The following is a 17,994-nucleotide window of genomic DNA, read 5'->3' as shown; positions in this document are numbered from 1 at the left end:
TGGCGGGCGTCTGCGCGGTGAGCGGCCCGATGCGCGCCAGCGACTTCGACAGCCCGGCGGCCCCGCCGAAGGAGGTGAGCGCGGCCGAGCTGATGTGGGCCTTGGCGTCGGCGTCGCTGATCGGCAGGTGCCGGGACGCCGCCGCGAGCCATTCGAGCTGCTTGCCCGCCGCCTGCGCGTCGCCGGGGGCCTGGGCGTTCTTCGTGCCTCCGCCCCCGCCGCAGGCCGCGGCCCCGCACAGGACGGCCGCGAGGACGGCGGTCCGCCTGCCGGCCCTCACCGTCCGGCCGCCGGGGAGGAGGCGGACGGGCGGGCGGTCGCGGCGCCCGGGTCGGGCGGGAGGGGCGCGGCCCCGGTCGGCGGGCCTGCGGCGGGGGTGGCCGCCTGGGACGGCACATGGGGCGGCACGGTGGTCGGCATCGGAGTCCCCGTTCTCGGATCAGTCAGGACGCCCGAACCGCTGGAACGCCGCCTGCCGGGTGATGCCGAGGACGTCGCCGATCTCCTGCCAGGTGCGGCCGGAGGAGCGCGCCGTCTCGACCGCCGTGCGCAGGTGGCCGTCCGCACGTCGGACGGCCTCGGCGGCGGCGGCCACGGAGGCCAGCGCGCCACCCGGCGCTCCGTGCGCTTCGGGAACGCGGCCCAAGCTGTCACCGCCGGGTACCGATGTCAAGCGTTCCTTGACGTCCCCTGCCCGCGTCGTGAGGTTCTCCTGACGTCCGGCGCGCGCCCGCCGTGCGGCGCTTCGGCATGTCGCGTCGCAGTACCTCCGCTTACGTCCGCGTCCGGGGAGTTGTGTCAGCGGTCGTCCGCAGTGCTCGCAGTCATCGGCCATGGTGTCACCCGTTATTTCGTGCCAGCAAACAGCACGAAATTAGCACGATTCAGGACGATGCCGGCCGGTAGGCGCGGACGAAGGCGGCGACCCCCTCGCGCAGGATCCGGTCGGTCTCCTCGGGAGGGAGCGGGACCGCGCCGTAGAAGGTCCGCCGGATCACCGTGGCGACGGTGAGCTGGTCGAAGTGCAGGGCCGCCGACTCCGGGTCGGGCAGGTCGAGGAGGCCGCGCTCGGCGATCCGCGCCAGGTAGGGCGCGAGGCGCTCGTGCGCGGTCTGCGGGCCCGCCGCGATCCAGCGGTCGAGCACCGGCCGGGGGATGCGCGTCACCTCGGCCTCCAGTGCCCGGACCAGCGCGAAGTGGTCGGGGAACCGGCCGATGGCCGCCGCCCGGTCGCGGCTGAAGGCGAGCAGGTCCTCCTCCAGGTCGAGGATCTTGAGGAGGTGGACGTCCATCAGCCGCTTGATCGCGTCGGTGACCTGCTGCCCGCCCTCGACCGCCACGGCCTGGAAGAGCTGCTCCTTGTCGGCGAAGTGGTTGTAGATCGTGCGCTTGGAGACCTTCGCCTCGGCGGCGATGGCGTCCATCCCGGCCCGCGTGTACCCGTCCCGCCCGAACACCCGGCGCGCCCCGTCCATGATCGCGCGCCGCTTCTCGGGCCGTCCGGTGGACGTCACGCCTGGCCTCCTCCGCCGACTGCACTGGCCGGTGCAGTGTATTCGGCGTCAGCGGCCGACCTTCGGCCCGTCTCCGAGGTCGATGAAGTAGCTGTCATGCGCCAGGAAGAAGTCCTCGCGCTCCTCCTGCGACAGTCCGGCGAGGTGCCCGACGCCCTCGAAGTACCCCTCGCGGGGCGCGCCGGGCGCGAACAGCATCAGGAACGAGACCGGGTCGTCCGACTCGTTCCTGAACGAGTGCAGTCCGCCCGCCGGGACGTATAGGAAGTCCCCCTTGGACGCCTCGCGCCAGCGGTTGCCGTCGAACACGGCGAGGGCACCGGCCGTGACGAAGAACGACTCGGACATCGTCCGGTGGAAGTGCGTCCCCGTGCCGCCGCCGGGAGACAGGTTCCGCACGTGGTAGAGGCCGAACTCCCCGTCGGTGGAGATGTCGTTCTCGCGGCCGGTGGGCTTCCCGGTCGCGAGGTAGTAGGTCTCCATCCCGGACGGCGAGGCCAGCTCGGGCTTCTCTGCGGCGGCCCGGAACGACGCGCTGACCTCGCCGTTCTCGCCGTGGTACCGGTCCTGCGGATAGGACATAGCGACCTCCTTTGAGAGCGTGCTCCGAAAGTACACCGGCCAGTGTAATAACTCAACCAGTCGGTGTACTTTGAGGTGCCTCGGGAGATGCGGTCCGAGTTCCGAGCGACCGGGCCGCGTCGCGGACGGCGTCCGCGAGGAGGTGCGGCGCGGTCCGGTTGGCGAAGTGGCCCTGCCCGGCGAGCGTGACGATCCGCGCGTCCGGGAGCGCGGCCGCGAGGTCGGCCAGGCGTTCGCCGAGGTGGGCGGGGCTCTCGTCACCCTGGATCAGCGTGACCGGCAGATCGAGCGCCGCGAACCGCTCGATCCCGACACCGAGCGCGTCGATCGCCTCGGTGTCGGCGATCGACGCGGCAGCCCGCATGGCGAAACGCTCCCGTCCCCGCGCGTCGGCGAACAGGCGGTCCACCGCGTCGGCGGGCATCTGGACGATGTCGCGCAGGTGGAGCCGCATCGCCTCGGCGGGCTCTCCTGCATCGAGCAGTTCCCGCGCCCGCACTCCCGCCGGGCCCGCGACCAGCCGTTTCGTGGCCACCGGTGGTTCGTACAGGGCCACCCCGGCGAACGCCGAGGGATCGAGCAGGACGGCCTCCAGTGAGGCGACGGCCCCGGAGGAATGGCCCACGAGGAGCACCGGCGGGCTGAGGAGTCGTGCGACGGCGACGATGTCGGCGGCCTCCACGGCCATGGAGTGCGGCAGGACGATGTCGGCGCCGGGCTCGTAGATCCGCCGGTGGATGCGGACGGCGCGGAAGTCATCGGCGAGGAACTGGACGACCCCGTCCCAGTCCGAAGGGCTCCCGCCCCCACCATGGACGAACAGGAGGGCGGGACCGCTCCCCGCGTCGAGAGCGCGAACACGATGGCCGTCAGCGGACAAAGCAACAAGTTCGGTCATCCCGCCACCATGGCCCTATCCACTGACACGTCAGCAACTAGCCCCTTGTGTGAGTGCTACTGCCCGCACGTAGCCGTGAAACGACCGACACGTTGGGTAACCAATCCCTATGGTCGAAGCCCGGTGTGCTGGACCCATTACGGAGAGGTGTCACGCATGTCCGTCATCGCTGGTCGTGTGGCTCACGGTCCCACTGCGGCTTCGGCTCCTATGCTGGAGACGCAACCGCGAAGGGGGCATGCCATGACGGCTGGAACGGCGAAGGGGGCCGTGAGTGAGGAGCGTGCGCTTCTCGCATGGTTCCTTGAGCTCGATCCTCCCGAAGGGTTCCGCGCGGAGCTCATCGAAGGAGAAGTCGTCGTGTCGCCAGCCCCCGCTTCACGTCACGAGAAGTGTCTTTCTCGGCTCAGTCGTCAGGTGGCTAGGGAGTCCGCCACCCCGATGGACTTCTCGGGTAACAAGGGCCTGGCGCTACAGAGCGGCGGTCGCTGCACGAAGAACTACGCCATTCCCGATGGCGTCTTCGCGCCCTTGGACCTCGACCTGTTCGACTCAGAGGACAACTGGATCTCTCCGGACGGTGTTGCGTTGGTCGTGGAGGTCACGTCCGGTCGAGCGGATCACGACCGCAAGGTCAAGCGGCATTGCTATGCCAAAGCCGCATTGCCCCACTACCTTCTCGTGGATCGCCAGCGGCAGTCGGTGACGCTCTTCAGTGAGCCGGACGAGCAGAGGCAGGACTACCGGGCGGCCACGCGGGTGCCGTTCGGGAAGTCGCTGCCTCTGCCCGAGGTCTTTGGCTTCGAACTGGAGACGTCCGACTTCGCCTGATCAGAAGCGGGTGAGCCAGGACAGGACGCGCGCCAGGACGTAGTAGACGCCCGCCGTGATGCCCCAGTTCAGGTAGAGCTCGTGCTTCGGGTCCGAGCGGGGGAAGGCGTCGTGCAGCGGCGTGGCCAGCCAGTTGCCCGTGCGCAGCGTGGCGTGCACGAGCGCGTTGGACGGGTTGGCGTCGGCCATGGTCAGCAGGATGCCGAGCACGAGGATCACGGTGGCCGCGATGCCGGCGGCCAGGATGGCGAGGCTGATCGGGTTGTGCCGCATGCGGCGCCAGCGGCTTGGACGCTGCTTCACCACGACGGTCCGGGTGGGCGGCTCGCCGGTGCCGGCCGGGTCGGCGGTGCCGTCGGACGGACGGCGCGTCCAGGGGCGGCTGCCGTCGGGGCGGGGAGACCAGGGCCAGCGGCGGTCGGTCGGCGCTTCGGGGGTCGCCGTCTCGTTCTCTCTGCGTCCCAGGTGGAGGGCCATCGCCTTTCACTCCTCAGTAGTACGACGCGTTTTGACGTACCGCGCGGTAGCCCCCAGAAACGGTGATCCGGTTTTCGGACGCCCCGACGACCTGGATTTGGGCGAGCCGAGGAATTGGTGGCAGCACTTCCACCGAACGACTGACACGGATCGGATACGCCTGGTTACGCTCGGCGAAAAGAAAGGCGTCCACGAACACTCGAACCCATGGAGCCGACGATGCCTCCACGCCGCAAGGAACAGGACGACAACGACCCCCGCAACTTCGACCCCCGGTCGAGCAATCACGCGCTCTTCGCGCACAAGCTCCGCACTTACCGCGAACGCGAGGGGCTGACCCAGGCCGAGGTCGGGACGTCCTGCAACGTCTCGCAGAAGACGATCAGCGCGATCGAGAACCTGTACCGCATCCCGAACGACGACGTCGCGGAGAAGCTGGACCGGCTCTTCGGGGTCGACATCTTCGCGGACCTGTACTGGCTGATCCTCCGCGACGCGGAGCTGATGCCCGACTTCCTCAGCTACACCTCGCACGAGTCGAGAGCGGATTCGATCAGGGTGTTCGCGCCGATGCTGATCCCCGGCCTGTTCCAGACGCAGGCGTATGCCCGCGCCATCCTCCAGACGGAGACCCCTGCCGCCCAACTCGAACAGGCGGTGGCATTGAGGATGGGCCGTCAGGAACTCCTCGACCGGGAAGAGCCTCCATTCATCGTCGTACTCATCAAGGAAGCGGCGTTGCGCGATCCGGTCGGAGGGTGCGAGGTGCAGAAGGAGCAGCTCGACCATCTGCTGGAGCTCGCCAAACGTCCCAACATCAACATTCATGTGATCCCTGACGGGGCTCCGGTCTACGACAGGAGCATGTTCGCTCTTTTCGGCTTCGACGAGGAGAGCGCTCTCGGGTATGTCGAAGCAGCCGTGGACCGGGGCCACACACTTGAGCCCCCGGCCCTTGTGCATCGCCTTGCCATGGCGTTCGATCGAGCCAGAGCTGAGGCTCTGTCTGCAACAGAGTCCGTGGTCCGGATCCGATCGATCAGGGAGGCCCTGTGATCTACCGCGCCCCGCTGTGGCGTAAGTCGAGCTATTCCGGGGGAACGGTCAACTCCGACTGCGTGGAGGTCGCAGCACTCGCGCCCGCAGTCGGCATTCGTGACTCGAAGGCACCTGACGAGCCGCACCTTCGCGTAAGCAGGGAAGCGTTCAACGCGCTGCTCTCTGCGGTGAGGAGGCGTCATGAGTGAACGTCTCGTCCGGTGGCGTAAGTCCAGCCACTCCGGTGCCACCGGCAGCACCGAGTGTGTCGAGGTGGCGGCGCTGGAGCCGGTGGTCGGCATTCGTGACTCGAAGGCTCCCGACCAGTCGCATCTGCGGGTTAGCCGGACCGCGTTCGGGGAGCTGCTCGGTCGGCTGCGGTAGTGGACCTGCGTGCGGCCCGTTCCGGAGCTATCCGGGACGGGCCGTTCGTCGTCGTGGGCTGAGCTGGGTGGATGGGAGGATTCGGGAGTCGTCACCTTCCGTGGAGGAGAACGCTCGATATGGCCGTCATCCATCAGACCGAAGTCAAGCCGACCAAGCGGGAGCTGCTCGCCGCGTGGCTCCCGTCCCGGACCTGGTATCGCGGTGCGGACGTGCCGGTGCTGGCCGACGTCGGCGGCTTCCGGCTGGACGACCCGGACGGCGAGGTCGGCATCGAGTTCAAGGTGGTCACCGACTCCTCGGGGACGCGGCCGTTCACCTACCTCGTCCCGCTCACCTATCGCGGCGCGCCGCTGGACGGGGCCGAGCACGCGCTCGTCGGCACGATGGAGCACGGGGTGCTGGGACGGCGCTGGGTCTACGACGGGTGCCACGACCCGGTGATGGTCGCCCAACTCCTGGCTTTGATCGAAGGCCGCGTCCAGGCCCAGGACCAGAACGTCAGCGACACCCCCGACCGGGAGATCACCCGCTCCTACGACGGCGACCCCCTCGTCCCCGGGGACTTCACCACCCTGGCCGTGGACGACGAGGACGGCACGGAGCTGCGTTCGGTGCAGGGGACCGTCGTCCGCCTGCTGCGCGTCCTGCACCCGGCCCCGCACGACGCGACCCGCCGCCCCGGAGGCGCGACCGGCCACCTCGCGGGCTCATGGAGCACCTCCGGAGGAGTCCGCCCTCGCGGGTTCTTCGCCTTCACCCACGTCCTCCACGCAGACTGAAACGGCCCGCCCGGAGTCGCCCAAGACGGGCCGTCTGCTGTCTGGTGAGTTACTCGGAGACGCGGTCGACGCGGGCGATCAGGAGCGCGTCTGCTTCAATGCGGTACATGACGCGGTACGGACCGACGCGAAGCCGGTAGTCGCCGTCGCTGCCCCACCGAAAGGCATTCGGGGGCGTGGGATCTTCCGCGAGGGAGGTCACGGCTGCCGCGATCGCATGCATGCCCTCCTGGTCATGGACGTAGCGCCACATCGTGCGCTGGCCGGGCTCTGACCATTTGATCTTCACTCGCGACTGCCGAGGATCTCTGCCATGAATTCCTCGTGCGTCTTCTCTCCTGGCCGTCCCGCGGTGATCCACTCGTCCAGCTCCGCCGAAGCGGCAGCCGCCGCAGCCTGATCCAGGGCTTCTGCGGAGGCGTGTTCCTTGAGGGCCTTGAGGTGGCGAAGGTCGTCCAGGGGCACGATGGCCGCAGCCTGGCCGCCGAGGTGGATCACCTCGTACGGCTCGGCGGCGGCTTCCTCGGGTCCGGGGCCGATCGGCTGAGCGCTCATGACGGCAGGGTACCCGCACGACCTGCAAGATCACGCGCGTTCTGGCGTCGACCTGGGGGCATCCGCAGGTCGTCGCTCACTGAAAGGCTGGACGCTCGGGCAGCGGGTGGAGGTCCTCGGGGTCGGCCGTCCATGCCTCCTCGACCGAGGCGTCGAAGCCCGGGGTCGAGTAGGCGGCCGCGCGGAGCCGCCACAAGTGCAGCAGGTCCCGGAGCTGTCGCCACCGCCAGACTTCATGAGCGGCTTCCAGCGCCTCCCGGTAGTCCGTCAGGAATGCCTCGTGCCAGCGTTCGGGCAGCATCCTGAGAATCTCGGAAGGATCGGGGCTGCTCGGCGGGTGCGCCGTCATGTTCCGAACGTTAGCCGCGCCGCCATCTTGATCGCCTGTGATCTAGGCGGCCGGGCACCGTTGATCACTCGCGGTAGGGCCGGCCGCACAGCGTGGGGGCTCGGCGGGCTGGGGTCAGTTCGAGGAGCGGGCGCGGAGGCGGCGGAGGGGGCGGGGGTCCTGGAAGCCGACGGCGCGGGCGGCGGTCTCCATGGTCGCGCCCTGTTCCAGCAGGTGGGCGGCGTGTTCCAGGCGCAGGGACGTCTGGTAGCCGAGCGGGGTCAGGCCGGTCGCCCGGCGGAAGAGGCGGGTCACGGTCCGTTCGCTGCAACCCGCCTCGGCCGCGAGCAGCCGGAGGGGAAGCGGCTCGGTGAAGCGCGCCTCGACCAGGTCCTGGAGGCGGTGGACGGTCTCGTCCACGTGGGACCTGCGCCGCAGCATCATGCTGACCTGGCTGGACGTCCCGCTCCGCGCGGCATGGACGACCATGCCGCGCGCCACCCGGCCCGCCGCGTGCGGTCCGTGCCGCTTCCCGACCAGGTGCAGGGCGACGTCGAGTCCGCTGGCCACGCCCGCCGAGGTGATGACGCGGTCGTCGTCCACGTAGAGGACGTCGCGCTGCACGCGGGCCTTGGGGTAGAGGCGGGCCAGCTCGTCCTGGACGGTGTTGAGGGTGGTGCAGCGCCGTCCGTCGAGGAGCCCGGCCTGGCCCAGCAGTTCGGCGCCCGCGCAGATCCCGGCGACCGTCCCGCCGGAGGCGTGGTGCTCTCGAAGCCTCCGCAGGACGTCCGCGCCGGGTCTGCGGGTGGGGCCGCGCCAGCCCGGGACGACGACCAGGTCGCCGGCGTCCAGCTCCGGCCAGGCGACCTGCGCGACGACGGGCAGCCCCTGCACGGACGCCACCCGCTCCTCCTCGGACACGTAGTGCGGCGTGTACGGGTGTCCGAGGTCGTCGGCGGTGGAGAAGACCTGTGCGGGACCGGCCAGGTCGAGCAGGTGCACCTGGGGGACGAGGACGAAGACGACGCGGGTCATGCGGGTCAGGCGGTCAGCTCGTCGACGGTCCTGATCGTGGCGAACCGCCCGGACAGGGCGTAGTGGGTGCGGGTGAGGATGTCGTCGATGCCGAGTGTGCGCGGGTCGTCCAGGAGTTCGGCGTAGGGGACGTCGTCCGGGGTGTCCGGGTGGGGGATCGGGCTCGTCGCGGTCGCGTCGATGGCGAAGTCCACCTCGTAGCCCAGGTCGGACGCGAGGCGCGCGGTGGTCTCGCAGCACTGCTCGGTGCGGATGCCGCTGATGGTCAGCTTCCGGACGCCGAGGGCGGTGAGCCGCTGCTGGAGGTTGGTGGTGGTGAAGGCGTTGTGCGCGGACTTGGTCAGCACCGGCTCGTCGTCGCGCGGGCGCACGCCGTCCATCAGCCGGACGTGGCCGAGCGCGGGGTCGAACACCGTCCCCGAGCCGTGCCGCGCGCTGAGCACCCACACCACGAGCTGCTCCCGTTCCCGTGCCGCCTCCACCAGGCGGTTGACCTGCGAAACGATATCCGGCTGGGAGATGTGGCCCCAGTCGGGGAGCTGCCGGAAGGACTCCTGGACGTCGATGACGATCAGTGCCGTGTTCATGCCCCGAGCGTGCCCGGGCTGGGGTGGACGGCAGAAGTCCCGGCCCGGTCGTCAAGCGGACCGATCCGGACACGCGCGCGCCGTCACTCGCCCCGGCGGCCGCGCCGTCACTCGCCCCGGTAGACCGGGGGGCGCTTCTCCTTGAAGGCGAGGGAGCCCTCCTTGGCGTCCTTCGAGCCGATGACGGGCCAGCCGATCTCGTCGGAGATCTTGAGGGCCTCGTCCTCGGGCAGGTGCGCGGTCTCCCGGTAGGTGCGCAGGATCGCCTGGACGGCGAGGGGGCCGCAGGCGGCGACCTGGTCGGCGAGTTCGCGGGCCGCCTCCAGGGCCGTGCCGGACGGGACGACCTTGTTGACCAGCCCCATCGCGAGGGCCTCCCGCGGGCTCACCGAGCGGGCCGTCAGCAGGATGTCCATCGCGTTCGCGTACCCGATCTGGCGGGGCAGCCGGATCGCGCAGCCGCCCATCGGGAACAGCCCGCGCTTCGCCTCGTAGAGGCCCAGCGTCGCGTCCTCGGCGACGACGCGCAGGTCGGTTCCGACGAGCAGTTCGGTGCCGCCGGCGACGGCGTAGCCCTCGACCGCGCAGATCAGCGGCTTGGTGGGCTGCCCCTCGCGGAGCAGGCCCTTCCAGTGGAAGTTCGGGATCTGCGCCATCCGTTCCTGGACGCGCGGGTCGGACGGCGGGCTCCCCATCGCCTTGAGGTCCGCGCCCGCGCAGAACTGGCCCGCCGCGCCGGTCAGGATGCCGACCCGCACCTCGGGCGTCTCGGACATGTAGCCCCACGCGTCCGCGAGGCCGACGAGCATCGCCGACGACAGCGCGTTGCGGGCCTCGGGGCGGTTCATCGTGACGACGACGACGTGGCCGTCCCGCTCGACGGTGCAGTGCTCGGTGCTGATCGGCAGGGTCTCGGCCATGGGCCACCTCCGGGACGTCCCCACAAAAACAAGAACGGATTCTAGTAACGATCGTCCGCTCCCGACAGGGCTTGCCCGACAAAACGAGAACGTGCTCTACTTTTGCCGTCGGAGGTCTCCAGGGCTCCGGCGACGCACGCGATCACCGAGGGAGAGCCGATGGGATCGTTGGGCTTCTGGCGGCTGGCGCAGGCCGACCCGGAGTGGGTCGCGGCCGTCGATCCGGACGGGACCGAGCACCGCGCGGGCGACCTGCTCGCCCGCGCGAACCGCGTCGTCCACGGCCTGCGCGGGCTCGGTCTGGAGCCGGGCGACGGCATCTGCGGACTCGTCCCGAACGGCGTCGAGGGACTCGTCCTGTACCTGGCGGCGCTCCAGGCGGGCTGGTACTACACGCCGGTCAACTGGCACCTGACCGGCCCGGAGATCGGCTACATCGTGGCCGACAGCGACGCGAAGGCGTTCTTCGTCCACGAGCGGTTCGCCGAGGCGGGCGCGGAGGCCGCCGACGAGGCGGGGCTCGCGCCGGAACGCCGGTTCGCGTTCGGCGGCGTCCCGGGCTTCCGCCCCGAATCCGAACTGGAGGACGGGCAGCCGGACACCCTCCCGGACGGCCGCACCGCCGGCGCGACCATGCACTACACGTCCGGGACGACCGGACGTCCCAAAGGCGTCAAGCGCACCCTGCACGGCATCGACCCGGACGACTCGGCCGAGCTGATGACCTTCCTGCTCGGCCTGTTCGGCATCCAGCCGGGACGCCCCGCCGGGCAGGAGCCGCAGGCGCACCTGGTCACCTCGCCGAACTACCACACGGCCGTGACCCAGTTCGGCGGGACGGCCCTGCACATGGGCCACACGCTCGTCTACGTCGACCGCTGGGACGCCGAGGACACGCTCCGCCTCATCGACAGGTACCGGATCACGAACACGCACATGGTGCCGACGCACTTCAAACGGCTGCTGTCGCTGCCCGAGGACGTGCGCAAGCGGTACGACGTGTCGTCCATGCGGTGGGCGATCCACGCCGCCGCGCCCTGTCCGGTGCCGCTGAAGCACCAGATGCTCGACTGGTGGGGCGACTGCATCTGGGAGTACTACGCGGCGACCGAGGGCGGCGGGACGATCGCGTCGCCGCAGGAGTGGCGCGCGCATCCCGGCACGGTCGGCAAGGCGTGGCCGATCAGCGAGCTGCTGCTGGTGGACGACGACGGCGAGCCCGTCCCGCCGAACGCGCCCGGCACGATCTACATGAAGATGGTCAGCGGCGACTTCGAGTACAAGGGCGACAAGGCCAAGACCGAGGAGTCGCGGCTGAACGGGTTCTTCACGGTCGGCGACGTCGGCTACCTGACCGACGACGGGTTCCTGTTCCTGTCCGACCGCAAGTCCGACCTGATCATCTCGGGCGGCGCGAACATCTACCCGGCCGAGATCGAGAACGAGATCGTCCTGCATCCTAAGGTCGCGGACGTGGCCGTGTTCGGCATCCCCGACGAGGAGTGGGGCGAGCAGATCAAGGCCGTCGTGGAGCCCGCCGAGGGCGTCGCGCCCGGCCCGGAGCTCGCCGCGGAGATCCTCGCCTCGCTCGAAGGCCGCCTCGCGAAGATGAAGTGGCCGCGGACGATCGACTTCATCGAGACGATGCCGCGCGAGCCGAACGGCAAGCTGCTCAAGCGCAAGCTCCGCGACCCGTACTGGAAGGACCGCGAGCGTGCCATCTGACCAGACCTCTGAGCAGGCGGCCGACCAGGCCGCAGACGGCCCGAACCACGTCCTGGAGTTCCCCGGCGGCTACACGCGCTCGGTCGGGCCCGTCATCGGCCGGTTCCTGTCCGAACTGCGCGACGGGAACCTGAAGGGCGTCCGGACCAAGACCGGCCGCGTCCTGTTCCCGCCCGTCGAGTACGACCCGGAGACCGGCGACGACGTCACCGGCGAGTTCGTGGACGTCGGCCCGGTCGGGACGGTGACGAGCTGGGCGTGGGTGCCGGACCCGCGCAAGACCCATCCGCTCGACCGCCCGTTCGCGTGGGCCCTGATCCGTCCGGACGGCGCGGACACGGCGATGCTGCACGCGCTCGACATGGGCGTCTTCGACCTCGGGGCGGAGCCTCCGCGCCAGCTCAGGACGGGGATGCGGGTGCGGCCGCGCTGGCGCGCCGAGCGCGCGGGCGGGATCGGCGACATCGAGTGCTTCCAGCCCGAGGTCACGATGATCACCTCGCCGAGCCGGCTGGAGTACCGGCTGCGCGGCGGCCGGGCGCTCGACCGGTTCCTGGAGGGCGTCGAGCAGGGCAGGCTCCTCGGGCACCGCTGCGACGTGTGCGGGCAGGTGATCGTCCCGATGAAGGGGCTGTGCCCGAAGGACGGCGTCCCGACGACCCAGGAGGTCGAGCTCCCGGACACCGGCACCGTCACCACCTTCGCCGTGAACAACCTGCCCGACCCGCGCGCGCCCGAGGTCCCGTTCGTGTCCGCGTACATCCTGCTGGACGGCGCCGGACTCACGATGCTGTCGCTGGTCGCGGGCATCCCGGCGGACCAGGTGCGGATGGGCGTGCGGGTGCGCGCCGCGTGGCGGCCGCGCGCCGAATGGACCCGGTCGATGGCGAACATCAAGTGGTTCGAGCCGACCGGCGAACCCGACGTCCCCTTCGACGAGATCAAGGACTACCTCTGATGCGTCCCGTAGCGGTCGTCGCGTTCGCGCAGACCCGGCACGCGGGCGAGGACGCCGGGCTCTCCGAGACCGAGCTGCTCGCCCCCCTCATCACCGAGACCAAGCGGCGCACGGGCATCACCCGGTTCGGGTTCACCTGCTCGGGCTCCAACGACTACCTGGCGGGCGCGCCGTTCTCGTTCGTGTCCGCGCTGGACGCGGTCGGCGCGTGGCCGCCGATCTCCGAGAGCCACGTCGAGATGGACGCCGCGTGGGCGCTGTACGAGGCGTGGGTGAAGCTCCAGCACGGCGAGATCGACACGGCCCTGGTGTACGGGTTCGGGAAGACCTCGCAGGGCGACTACCCGGAGATCTTCACGCAGGGCCTCGACCCGTACTACCTCGCGCCGCTCGGCGTCGACCAGGTGTCCCTCGCCGCCCTCCAGGCCCGCGCGCACCTCGACCGCACCGGGACGGACGGGAGCCGGTTCCGGGAGGTCGCCGCGCGGGCCCGCTCGTCCGGACGCGCCAACCCGTCCGCCCTCCACCTGGACGACCCCGGGGACGACGCCGGGTACGAGGTCGCGCCGCTGCGGCCGCACGACGTCGCGCCCGTCACCGACGGCGCGGCGGTGATCGTCCTCGCCGCCGGGGACAGGGCCCGCGAGCTGGCCGAACGCCCCGCGTGGATCACCGGCATCGACCACCGGAGCGAGCCGCACCAGCCCGGGTTCCGCGACCTGGCGTCCTCGCCGTCCACCCGGCTGGCCGCCGAGAAGGCGGGCGGCACGGACGGCGTGGAGGTCGCCGAGCTGCACACCCAGTTCAGTCACGAGGAGCTGATCCTGCGGGACGCCCTCGGGCTCGGCGACGGCGTCGCGGTCAACCCGTCCGGCGGGCCGCTCTCCGCGAACCCGGTGATGGCGACCGGCCTGATCCGGATCGGCGAGGCGGCGGCGCGGATCGCCGACGGCACGGCGGGACGCGTCCTCGCGCACGCCACGTCCGGGCCCTGCCTGCAGCAGAACCTCGTCTGCGTCATGTCGGGAGAACAGAGCGATGGCTGATCGGTGCGCCGTCATCGGCGTGGGCCAGACGGCCTACAAGACCAAACGCCCCGACGTGTCGATGGCGGGGCTGCTTCGCGAGGCCGCCCGGCGCGCCCTCGACGACGCGGGCCTGACCTGGACCGACATCGACGCCGTCGTCATCGGCAAGGCCCCCGACCTGTTCGAGGGCGTGATGACGCCGGAGGGCTACCTCGCCGACGCGCTCGGCGCGGCCGGGAAGCCGATCATGCGGGTGCACACCGCCGGGTCGGTGGGCGGCTCGACCGCGATCGTCGCGGCGAGCCTCGTCCAGTCGGGCGTGCACGACCGCGTCCTCACGGTCGCGTGGGAGAAGCAGTCGGAGTCGAACGCGACCTGGGCGCTGACCGTGTCCGGGCCGTACACGACGTCGCTGGTCGTGGGCGCGGGCGGCTACTTCGCCCCGCACATCCGCGCGTACATGCGGCGCAGCGGAGCCCCCGACCACATCGGCACGCTCGTCGCCGTCAAGGACCGGCAGAACGCGCTCAAGAACCCGTACGCGCACCTGCGCATCCCGGGCATCTCGCGCGAGATGGTCGAGTCGACGCCGATGCTGTGGGAGCCGATCCGCTACCTGGAGACCTGCCCGTCCTCGGACGGCGCGTGCGCGATGGTCCTCGCGTCCGAGCGGGCCGCCGCGAAGGCCCCGAACCCGCCCGCCTGGGTGCACGGCACCGCGATGCGGTCCGAGCCGATCTTCTTCGCCGGGCGCGACACCGTGAACCCGCAGGGCGGCAAGGACTGCGCCGCCGACGTGTACCGCCAGGCGGGGATCAGCGACCCGCGCCGCGAGATCGACGTCGCCGAGGTGTACGTCCCGTTCTCCTGGTACGAGCCGATGTGGCTGGAGAACCTCGGCTTCTGCGGCGAGGGCGAGGGCTGGAAGCTCACCGAGGCCGGCGCGACCGCGCTGGACGGCGACATCCCCTGGAACGCGTCGGGCGGCGTGCTGTCGTCCAACCCGATCGGCGCGTCCGGGATGATCCGCTTCGCCGAGGCCGCCCTCCAGGTGCGCGGCATGGCCGGAGACCACCAGGTGGACGGCGCGCGCCGCGCCCTCGGCCACGCCTACGGCGGCGGCGCGCAGTTCTTCGCGATGTGGATCGTCGGCAGCGACAAACCCTAGAGAACCGGCCCGGACGGACGGCCGGGGACCCGCACCGGTCCCCGGCCGTGCCCGCGGGCCGCCCGACCCGGCCCGTCCCCCCGGAGGCCACGATGGAGTTCAACCACGCCGATCTGTTCGAGGGGGTCGCCGACGCGGTCGGGACCCGCACCGCGGTGGTCTGCGGCGACCGCCGCCTGACGTACGCCGAGCTGGACGCGCACGCCAACCGGCTCGCGCACCACCTGCGCGCCGCCGGGGTGGAACCCCACCGGCACGTGGCGATCCAGCTCTACAACGGCATCGAGTACGCCGCCGCGATCCTCGCCGCGCTCAAGATCCGGGCCGTCCCGATCAACGTGAACTACCGGTACGTCGAGGACGAGCTGCGCTACCTCTACCGCGACTCCGACAGCGTCGCGCTGATCTACGACGCCGAGTTCGACGACCGGGTCGCCGCCGTCCTGCCGGACGCGTCGGCGCTGCGGCACCTGGTCTCGGTCGGCGAGTCGTCCGTGCCGGGTGCCGTCCGGTACGAGGACGCGGTGGCCGCGCAGTCCGACGCCCGCGACTTCCCCGCGCGGTCCGCCGACGACACCTACATCATCTACACGGGCGGCACGACGGGCATGCCCAAGGGCGTGATGTGGGGCATGGAGAGCATGCTCCGCGCCTTCTGGAACCCGACCTTCCCGCCCCCGGAGAAGCCCGAGGACGTCGTCGAGCTGGCCCGCTCGTCCGGGCCGATGGTGATGATGCCGATCGCGCCGCTCATGCACGGAGCCGCCCAGCAGGCCACGTTCATCTCCTGGTGCATGGGCTCGACGCTCGTCTACACGCGCCGCTTCGACGCCGCCGAGGTGTGGCGGACGATCGAGCGCGAGCGGGTCAACTCCCTGACGATCACCGGCGACGCCATGGCGATCCCGATGGCGGACGAGCTGGCGCGCGGGGGGTACGACACCTCGTCCCTGCTGGCGTTCGTCTCGACCGGCGCGATCCTGACCGGGACCGTCCGCGACCGGATCGCCGCGCTGCTGCCGAACACCATGATCCTGGACCGGTTCGGCTCCACCGAGTCCGGCTCGACCGCCGAGGCCGTCGCCGGGACCTCGCCCGAGAAGGGCCTGCGCTTCACCCCGGACGTGCCGGACATCGCCGTCCTGGACGACGCGCTCAAGCCCGTCCAGCCGGGGTCGGGGGTGATCGGGCAGCTCGCCCGCACCGGGCACATCGCGCGCGGCTACTACAACGACCCGGAGAAGACCGCCCGCACCTTCCCCGAGGCGGACGGCCGCCGCTGGCTGCTCACCGGCGACATCGCGACGGTCGAGGCGGACGGCACGATCTCGGTGTTCGGCCGCGGCTCGCAGGCGATCAACACCGGCGGCGAGAAGGTCTTCCCGGAGGAGGTCGAGGCCGTCCTCAAGGGGCATCCGGACGTCTACGACGCCGTCGTCACCGGGATCGCCGACGAGCGCTGGGGATCACGGGTCGCCGCCGTCGTCCAGCCGGCGCCGGGGACGGCCCCGGCGCCGGGTGATCTCGACGCGCACTGCCGGGCGCACCTGTCGGGCTACAAGGTGCCGCGCACGTACGCGTTCGTGGCGGAGATGCGGCGCTCCCCGGCGGGCAAGGCCGACTACCGGTGGGCGCGGCAAGTCGCCGAGAGCGCCGGTTAGCAGGGCCGAAAGCGCCGGTTAGCAGGGCCGAGAGCGCCAGTTAGCAGGGGCCGAAAGCGCCGGAGGGGAGGGCGGGTCAGCCGAGGCCGCGGGCGGCGAAGGTGAGGGTCAGGTCGGCGTCGTCGGCCGGGGCGTCCTCGGGGAGGTGCCAGCAGATCTGGTAGGTCACCTCGTGCGGGGCGCCGTCGCCCTGGGCCGTCCAGTTGCCGAAGCCGCGCTCGGGGCGCTCGGGGCTGGTGCAGTCGGCGAGCGAGCCGCTGAAGACCGGGTAGGGGAGCCGCCGCCGGGACGACTCGTAGATGCCGACGCGGATGTTCCGGGCCTGCGGGCACCGGGAGTCCTCGCGGCGGACGCGCATCGCGACGACCGCGTCACGGTCGTCGCAGTAGCGGACGGTGACGGTGCGGGTGCCGCGCTCGCCCGGGGCCAGGCCGGACAGCCGCAGGCGTACCGCCGCCTCCTCACCGGACGACAGGCCGACGGTCTCGGTGGAGATGATGTTGGTGCTCAAGCTCTCGCCCCCGCGCGGAATCGTGTTCGTCTCGCGCGCGCCGCCTGCGGGCTCGGGTTCGCCCTGGTACGGCACGGTTCTCTGGTCAGTGGTCCAGACCATTGCCGAGTATAGATCGTCCTTGGTGATGCTTTTCATGTTTCGTCGGGATCCGGCCGGGAAAAAAGATCAACTTCGTCGCCAACCTTCCGGGCGCCTCCGGTATCTCATGACGCATGAACAAGATGATGCTGCGAGGCGCGACCGCCGTCCTGGCGCTCTGCCTCGCCTCTCCGGCCCTCGCCGCCTGCGGCGACTCCAAGAAGTCCGACGACACCGCCAAGAGCGGCGCGGGTTCCTCTCCCAGCCAGGAGGCCTCGAGCAGCCCCGACAGCACCGGAGGGACGGGCTCCGGCGGCGGCGGTGGATCGCAGCCCGGAACGGGCTCCTCCCCGAAGCCGCAGGGGAGCGTGAAGTCGGCGGTCAAGCTCGCGGTGCCGAGCGACCTGTCCGGCGCGCTGCAGGACACCTACTTCACCGCGGCCAAGAAGACCTATCCGAAGGGTAAGCGCGAGGACGTCATGACGCCGTCGCACGTCCTGTTCGGCAAGATCACCGGAGCCAACGGCGGCGTCGAGTTCTACGCCGCCGGCGACATCGGCTTCAAGAGCATCCCGATCTCGCAGCAGGACGGCCCGCACGTCTGGAAGAAGGACGACAGCCAGCAGAGCTGGTCCTACGTCAGCGACACCGGCGGCAACCTCTGCGGCTCGGTGCCCAAGGCCCTGGTGAAGGCCTGGGGCAAGACCTGCAACTGATCCCGCCTCGCGCGTGACCCGTCCCGGGCACGCGTGACCGACCCCGCGCTTGGCATCGACCCCGCCCAGGCGTGACCGACCCACCCCGCGCGTGTCATCGACCCCGCACACGCGTGCGAGACCCCGCGAGTGTCGCCGACCGTGCGCACCGCGGCCGAGAAAATCCGCGCGTGTCGCCTTCCGCGCCCCCGCCACCTCGCGCGTGTCACCGACCC

At 70.9% G+C, this 17,994-nt stretch carries 25 protein-coding genes; 11 read left to right on the top strand and 14 right to left on the bottom strand.

The features are described from left to right. The 5 genes from AB0J52_RS06565 to AB0J52_RS06545 all read right to left on the bottom strand — a co-directional run. On the bottom strand, positions 1-280 hold a 280-nt coding region (locus AB0J52_RS06565; protein ID WP_500180556.1), incomplete at its 3' end, for a hypothetical protein. Positions 281-439: 159 nt separating this feature from the next. After that, positions 440-673, bottom strand: a complete 234-nt coding sequence (locus AB0J52_RS06560) for a hypothetical protein (protein ID WP_500180555.1) — start codon at positions 671-673, stop codon at positions 440-442. A gap of 211 nt (positions 674-884) precedes the next feature. Further along, positions 885-1,514 (bottom strand): TetR/AcrR family transcriptional regulator, encoded by a 630-nt coding sequence (locus tag AB0J52_RS06555; RefSeq protein ID WP_500180554.1) that lies wholly within the window; start codon positions 1,512-1,514, stop codon positions 885-887. 48 nt (positions 1,515-1,562) lie between these two features. Continuing rightward, on the bottom strand, positions 1,563-2,096 hold the full coding sequence (locus AB0J52_RS06550; RefSeq protein WP_500180553.1) for a cupin domain-containing protein: 534 nt from the start codon (positions 2,094-2,096) through the stop codon (positions 1,563-1,565). A gap of 52 nt (positions 2,097-2,148) precedes the next feature. Then, positions 2,149-2,994: an alpha/beta fold hydrolase gene (locus tag AB0J52_RS06545; RefSeq protein ID WP_500180552.1), complete on the bottom strand. Its 846-nt coding sequence runs from the start codon at positions 2,992-2,994 to the stop codon at positions 2,149-2,151. Between the two features lie 270 nt (positions 2,995-3,264). Here AB0J52_RS06545 and AB0J52_RS06540 point away from each other — a divergent pair, with 270 nt between their 5' ends. Beyond that, positions 3,265-3,825 carry a Uma2 family endonuclease gene (locus AB0J52_RS06540; protein WP_500180551.1) on the top strand — a complete coding sequence of 187 codons (561 nt, stop codon included), beginning with the start codon at positions 3,265-3,267 and terminating at the stop codon, positions 3,823-3,825. Here the strand turns inward: AB0J52_RS06540 and AB0J52_RS06535 are convergent, their stop codons facing one another. Beyond that, entirely contained in the window at positions 3,826-4,302 is a 477-nt protein-coding gene (locus AB0J52_RS06535; RefSeq protein WP_500180550.1) for a hypothetical protein, read from the bottom strand. Between the two features lie 13 nt (positions 4,303-4,315). Then, positions 4,316-4,501, bottom strand: a complete 186-nt coding sequence (locus AB0J52_RS06530) for a hypothetical protein (protein WP_500180549.1) — start codon at positions 4,499-4,501, stop codon at positions 4,316-4,318. Between the two features lie 8 nt (positions 4,502-4,509). On the opposite strand from AB0J52_RS06530, the gene AB0J52_RS06525 reads away from it, so the two are divergent. The 4 genes from AB0J52_RS06525 to AB0J52_RS06510 all read left to right on the top strand — a co-directional run bounded on the left by AB0J52_RS06525 (position 4,510) and on the right by AB0J52_RS06510 (position 6,506). Then, on the top strand, positions 4,510-5,358 hold the full coding sequence (locus AB0J52_RS06525) for a helix-turn-helix domain-containing protein (RefSeq protein WP_500180548.1): 849 nt from the start codon (positions 4,510-4,512) through the stop codon (positions 5,356-5,358). Then, the gene (locus AB0J52_RS06520; RefSeq protein WP_500180547.1) at positions 5,355-5,549 is read left to right on the top strand and encodes a DUF397 domain-containing protein; all 195 of its coding nucleotides are present in this window, start codon (positions 5,355-5,357) and stop codon (positions 5,547-5,549) included. Before AB0J52_RS06525 ends, AB0J52_RS06520 begins: the two co-directional genes overlap by 4 nt. Next, a complete protein-coding gene (locus tag AB0J52_RS06515) occupies positions 5,542-5,724 on the top strand; it encodes a DUF397 domain-containing protein (RefSeq protein ID WP_500180546.1) in 183 nt (60 codons plus the stop codon). The genes AB0J52_RS06520 and AB0J52_RS06515 overlap by 8 nt, the downstream gene beginning before the upstream one ends. Positions 5,725-5,843: 119 nt before the next feature. Continuing rightward, the gene (locus AB0J52_RS06510; protein ID WP_500180545.1) at positions 5,844-6,506 is read left to right on the top strand and encodes a maltokinase N-terminal cap-like domain-containing protein; all 663 of its coding nucleotides are present in this window, start codon (positions 5,844-5,846) and stop codon (positions 6,504-6,506) included. Positions 6,507-6,555: 49 nt separating this feature from the next. On the opposite strand, the gene AB0J52_RS06505 is transcribed toward AB0J52_RS06510, so the two are convergent. From AB0J52_RS06505 to AB0J52_RS06480, 6 genes are all read right to left on the bottom strand, one after another. Further along, complete coding sequence (locus AB0J52_RS06505; RefSeq protein ID WP_500180544.1) at positions 6,556-6,795, bottom strand: type II toxin-antitoxin system RelE family toxin; 240 nt, start codon at positions 6,793-6,795, stop codon at positions 6,556-6,558. Continuing rightward, positions 6,792-7,061 (bottom strand): hypothetical protein, encoded by a 270-nt coding sequence (locus AB0J52_RS06500; protein ID WP_500180543.1) that lies wholly within the window; start codon positions 7,059-7,061, stop codon positions 6,792-6,794. The genes AB0J52_RS06505 and AB0J52_RS06500 overlap by 4 nt, the downstream gene beginning before the upstream one ends. A 76-nt stretch (positions 7,062-7,137) precedes the next feature. Continuing rightward, positions 7,138-7,410 (bottom strand): DUF6247 family protein, encoded by a 273-nt coding sequence (locus tag AB0J52_RS06495; protein ID WP_500180542.1) that lies wholly within the window; start codon positions 7,408-7,410, stop codon positions 7,138-7,140. Positions 7,411-7,524: 114 nt separating this feature from the next. After that, the gene (locus tag AB0J52_RS06490) at positions 7,525-8,424 is read right to left on the bottom strand and encodes a GlxA family transcriptional regulator (protein WP_500180541.1); all 900 of its coding nucleotides are present in this window, start codon (positions 8,422-8,424) and stop codon (positions 7,525-7,527) included. A 5-nt stretch (positions 8,425-8,429) separates the two neighbouring features. Next, positions 8,430-9,011, bottom strand: a complete 582-nt coding sequence (locus AB0J52_RS06485) for a cysteine hydrolase family protein (RefSeq protein ID WP_500180540.1) — start codon at positions 9,009-9,011, stop codon at positions 8,430-8,432. 107 nt (positions 9,012-9,118) lie between these two features. Beyond that, positions 9,119-9,931 (bottom strand): crotonase/enoyl-CoA hydratase family protein, encoded by an 813-nt coding sequence (locus AB0J52_RS06480; protein WP_500180539.1) that lies wholly within the window; start codon positions 9,929-9,931, stop codon positions 9,119-9,121. A gap of 159 nt (positions 9,932-10,090) precedes the next feature. Between AB0J52_RS06480 and AB0J52_RS06475 the strand changes: the two genes are divergently transcribed. From AB0J52_RS06475 to AB0J52_RS06455, 5 genes are all read left to right on the top strand, one after another. Further along, the gene (locus AB0J52_RS06475) at positions 10,091-11,656 is read left to right on the top strand and encodes an acyl-CoA synthetase (RefSeq protein WP_500180538.1); all 1,566 of its coding nucleotides are present in this window, start codon (positions 10,091-10,093) and stop codon (positions 11,654-11,656) included. Then, a complete protein-coding gene (locus AB0J52_RS06470) occupies positions 11,646-12,614 on the top strand; it encodes a Zn-ribbon domain-containing OB-fold protein (protein ID WP_500180537.1) in 969 nt (322 codons plus the stop codon). Before AB0J52_RS06475 ends, AB0J52_RS06470 begins: the two co-directional genes overlap by 11 nt. Beyond that, on the top strand, positions 12,614-13,660 hold the full coding sequence (locus AB0J52_RS06465) for a thiolase family protein (protein ID WP_500180536.1): 1,047 nt from the start codon (positions 12,614-12,616) through the stop codon (positions 13,658-13,660). Before AB0J52_RS06470 ends, AB0J52_RS06465 begins: the two co-directional genes overlap by 1 nt. Then, positions 13,653-14,810 carry a thiolase family protein gene (locus AB0J52_RS06460; protein WP_500180535.1) on the top strand — a complete coding sequence of 386 codons (1,158 nt, stop codon included), beginning with the start codon at positions 13,653-13,655 and terminating at the stop codon, positions 14,808-14,810. Before AB0J52_RS06465 ends, AB0J52_RS06460 begins: the two co-directional genes overlap by 8 nt. 92 nt (positions 14,811-14,902) lie before the next feature. Continuing rightward, positions 14,903-16,471, top strand: coding sequence for an acyl-CoA synthetase (locus tag AB0J52_RS06455; RefSeq protein WP_500180534.1), 1,569 nt, complete (start codon positions 14,903-14,905; stop codon positions 16,469-16,471). A 76-nt stretch (positions 16,472-16,547) separates the two neighbouring features. On the opposite strand, the gene AB0J52_RS06450 is transcribed toward AB0J52_RS06455, so the two are convergent. Further along, positions 16,548-16,982 (bottom strand): hypothetical protein, encoded by a 435-nt coding sequence (locus AB0J52_RS06450; RefSeq protein ID WP_500180533.1) that lies wholly within the window; start codon positions 16,980-16,982, stop codon positions 16,548-16,550. 215 nt (positions 16,983-17,197) lie between these two features. Between AB0J52_RS06450 and AB0J52_RS06445 the strand changes: the two genes are divergently transcribed. Continuing rightward, a complete protein-coding gene (locus AB0J52_RS06445) occupies positions 17,198-17,779 on the top strand; it encodes a hypothetical protein (RefSeq protein WP_500180532.1) in 582 nt (193 codons plus the stop codon). Positions 17,780-17,994 lie beyond the last annotated feature (215 nt).

Origin of the sequence: Spirillospora sp. NPDC049652 (genome assembly GCF_040675125.1) — a bacterium.
GTDB lineage: Bacteria > Actinomycetota > Actinomycetes > Streptosporangiales > Streptosporangiaceae > Spirillospora.
Note: the sequence above shows the minus strand (reverse complement) of the source record. Positions and strands in the feature narration are given on the sequence as shown.

Excerpts from the sequence above, each read along its gene's own strand:
- AB0J52_RS06550 (WP_500180553.1), bottom strand. The coding sequence starts at position 2,096 with ATGTCCTATCCGCAGGACCGGTACCACGGCGAGAACGGCGAGGTCAGC.
- AB0J52_RS06545 (WP_500180552.1), bottom strand. The coding sequence starts at position 2,994 with ATGACCGAACTTGTTGCTTTGTCCGCTGACGGCCATCGTGTTCGCGCT.
- AB0J52_RS06535 (WP_500180550.1), bottom strand. The coding sequence starts at position 4,302 with ATGGCCCTCCACCTGGGACGCAGAGAGAACGAGACGGCGACCCCCGAA.
- AB0J52_RS06525 (WP_500180548.1), top strand. The coding sequence starts at position 4,510 with ATGGAGCCGACGATGCCTCCACGCCGCAAGGAACAGGACGACAACGAC.
- AB0J52_RS06515 (WP_500180546.1), top strand. The coding sequence starts at position 5,542 with ATGAGTGAACGTCTCGTCCGGTGGCGTAAGTCCAGCCACTCCGGTGCC.
- AB0J52_RS06510 (WP_500180545.1), top strand. The coding sequence starts at position 5,844 with ATGGCCGTCATCCATCAGACCGAAGTCAAGCCGACCAAGCGGGAGCTG.
- AB0J52_RS06500 (WP_500180543.1), bottom strand. The coding sequence starts at position 7,061 with ATGAGCGCTCAGCCGATCGGCCCCGGACCCGAGGAAGCCGCCGCCGAG.
- AB0J52_RS06495 (WP_500180542.1), bottom strand. The coding sequence starts at position 7,410 with ATGACGGCGCACCCGCCGAGCAGCCCCGATCCTTCCGAGATTCTCAGG.
- AB0J52_RS06490 (WP_500180541.1), bottom strand. The coding sequence starts at position 8,424 with ATGACCCGCGTCGTCTTCGTCCTCGTCCCCCAGGTGCACCTGCTCGAC.
- AB0J52_RS06485 (WP_500180540.1), bottom strand. The coding sequence starts at position 9,011 with ATGAACACGGCACTGATCGTCATCGACGTCCAGGAGTCCTTCCGGCAG.
- AB0J52_RS06480 (WP_500180539.1), bottom strand. The coding sequence starts at position 9,931 with ATGGCCGAGACCCTGCCGATCAGCACCGAGCACTGCACCGTCGAGCGG.
- AB0J52_RS06475 (WP_500180538.1), top strand. The coding sequence starts at position 10,091 with ATGGGATCGTTGGGCTTCTGGCGGCTGGCGCAGGCCGACCCGGAGTGG.
- AB0J52_RS06465 (WP_500180536.1), top strand. The coding sequence starts at position 12,614 with ATGCGTCCCGTAGCGGTCGTCGCGTTCGCGCAGACCCGGCACGCGGGC.
- AB0J52_RS06460 (WP_500180535.1), top strand. The coding sequence starts at position 13,653 with ATGGCTGATCGGTGCGCCGTCATCGGCGTGGGCCAGACGGCCTACAAG.
- AB0J52_RS06455 (WP_500180534.1), top strand. The coding sequence starts at position 14,903 with ATGGAGTTCAACCACGCCGATCTGTTCGAGGGGGTCGCCGACGCGGTC.
- AB0J52_RS06445 (WP_500180532.1), top strand. The coding sequence starts at position 17,198 with ATGAACAAGATGATGCTGCGAGGCGCGACCGCCGTCCTGGCGCTCTGC.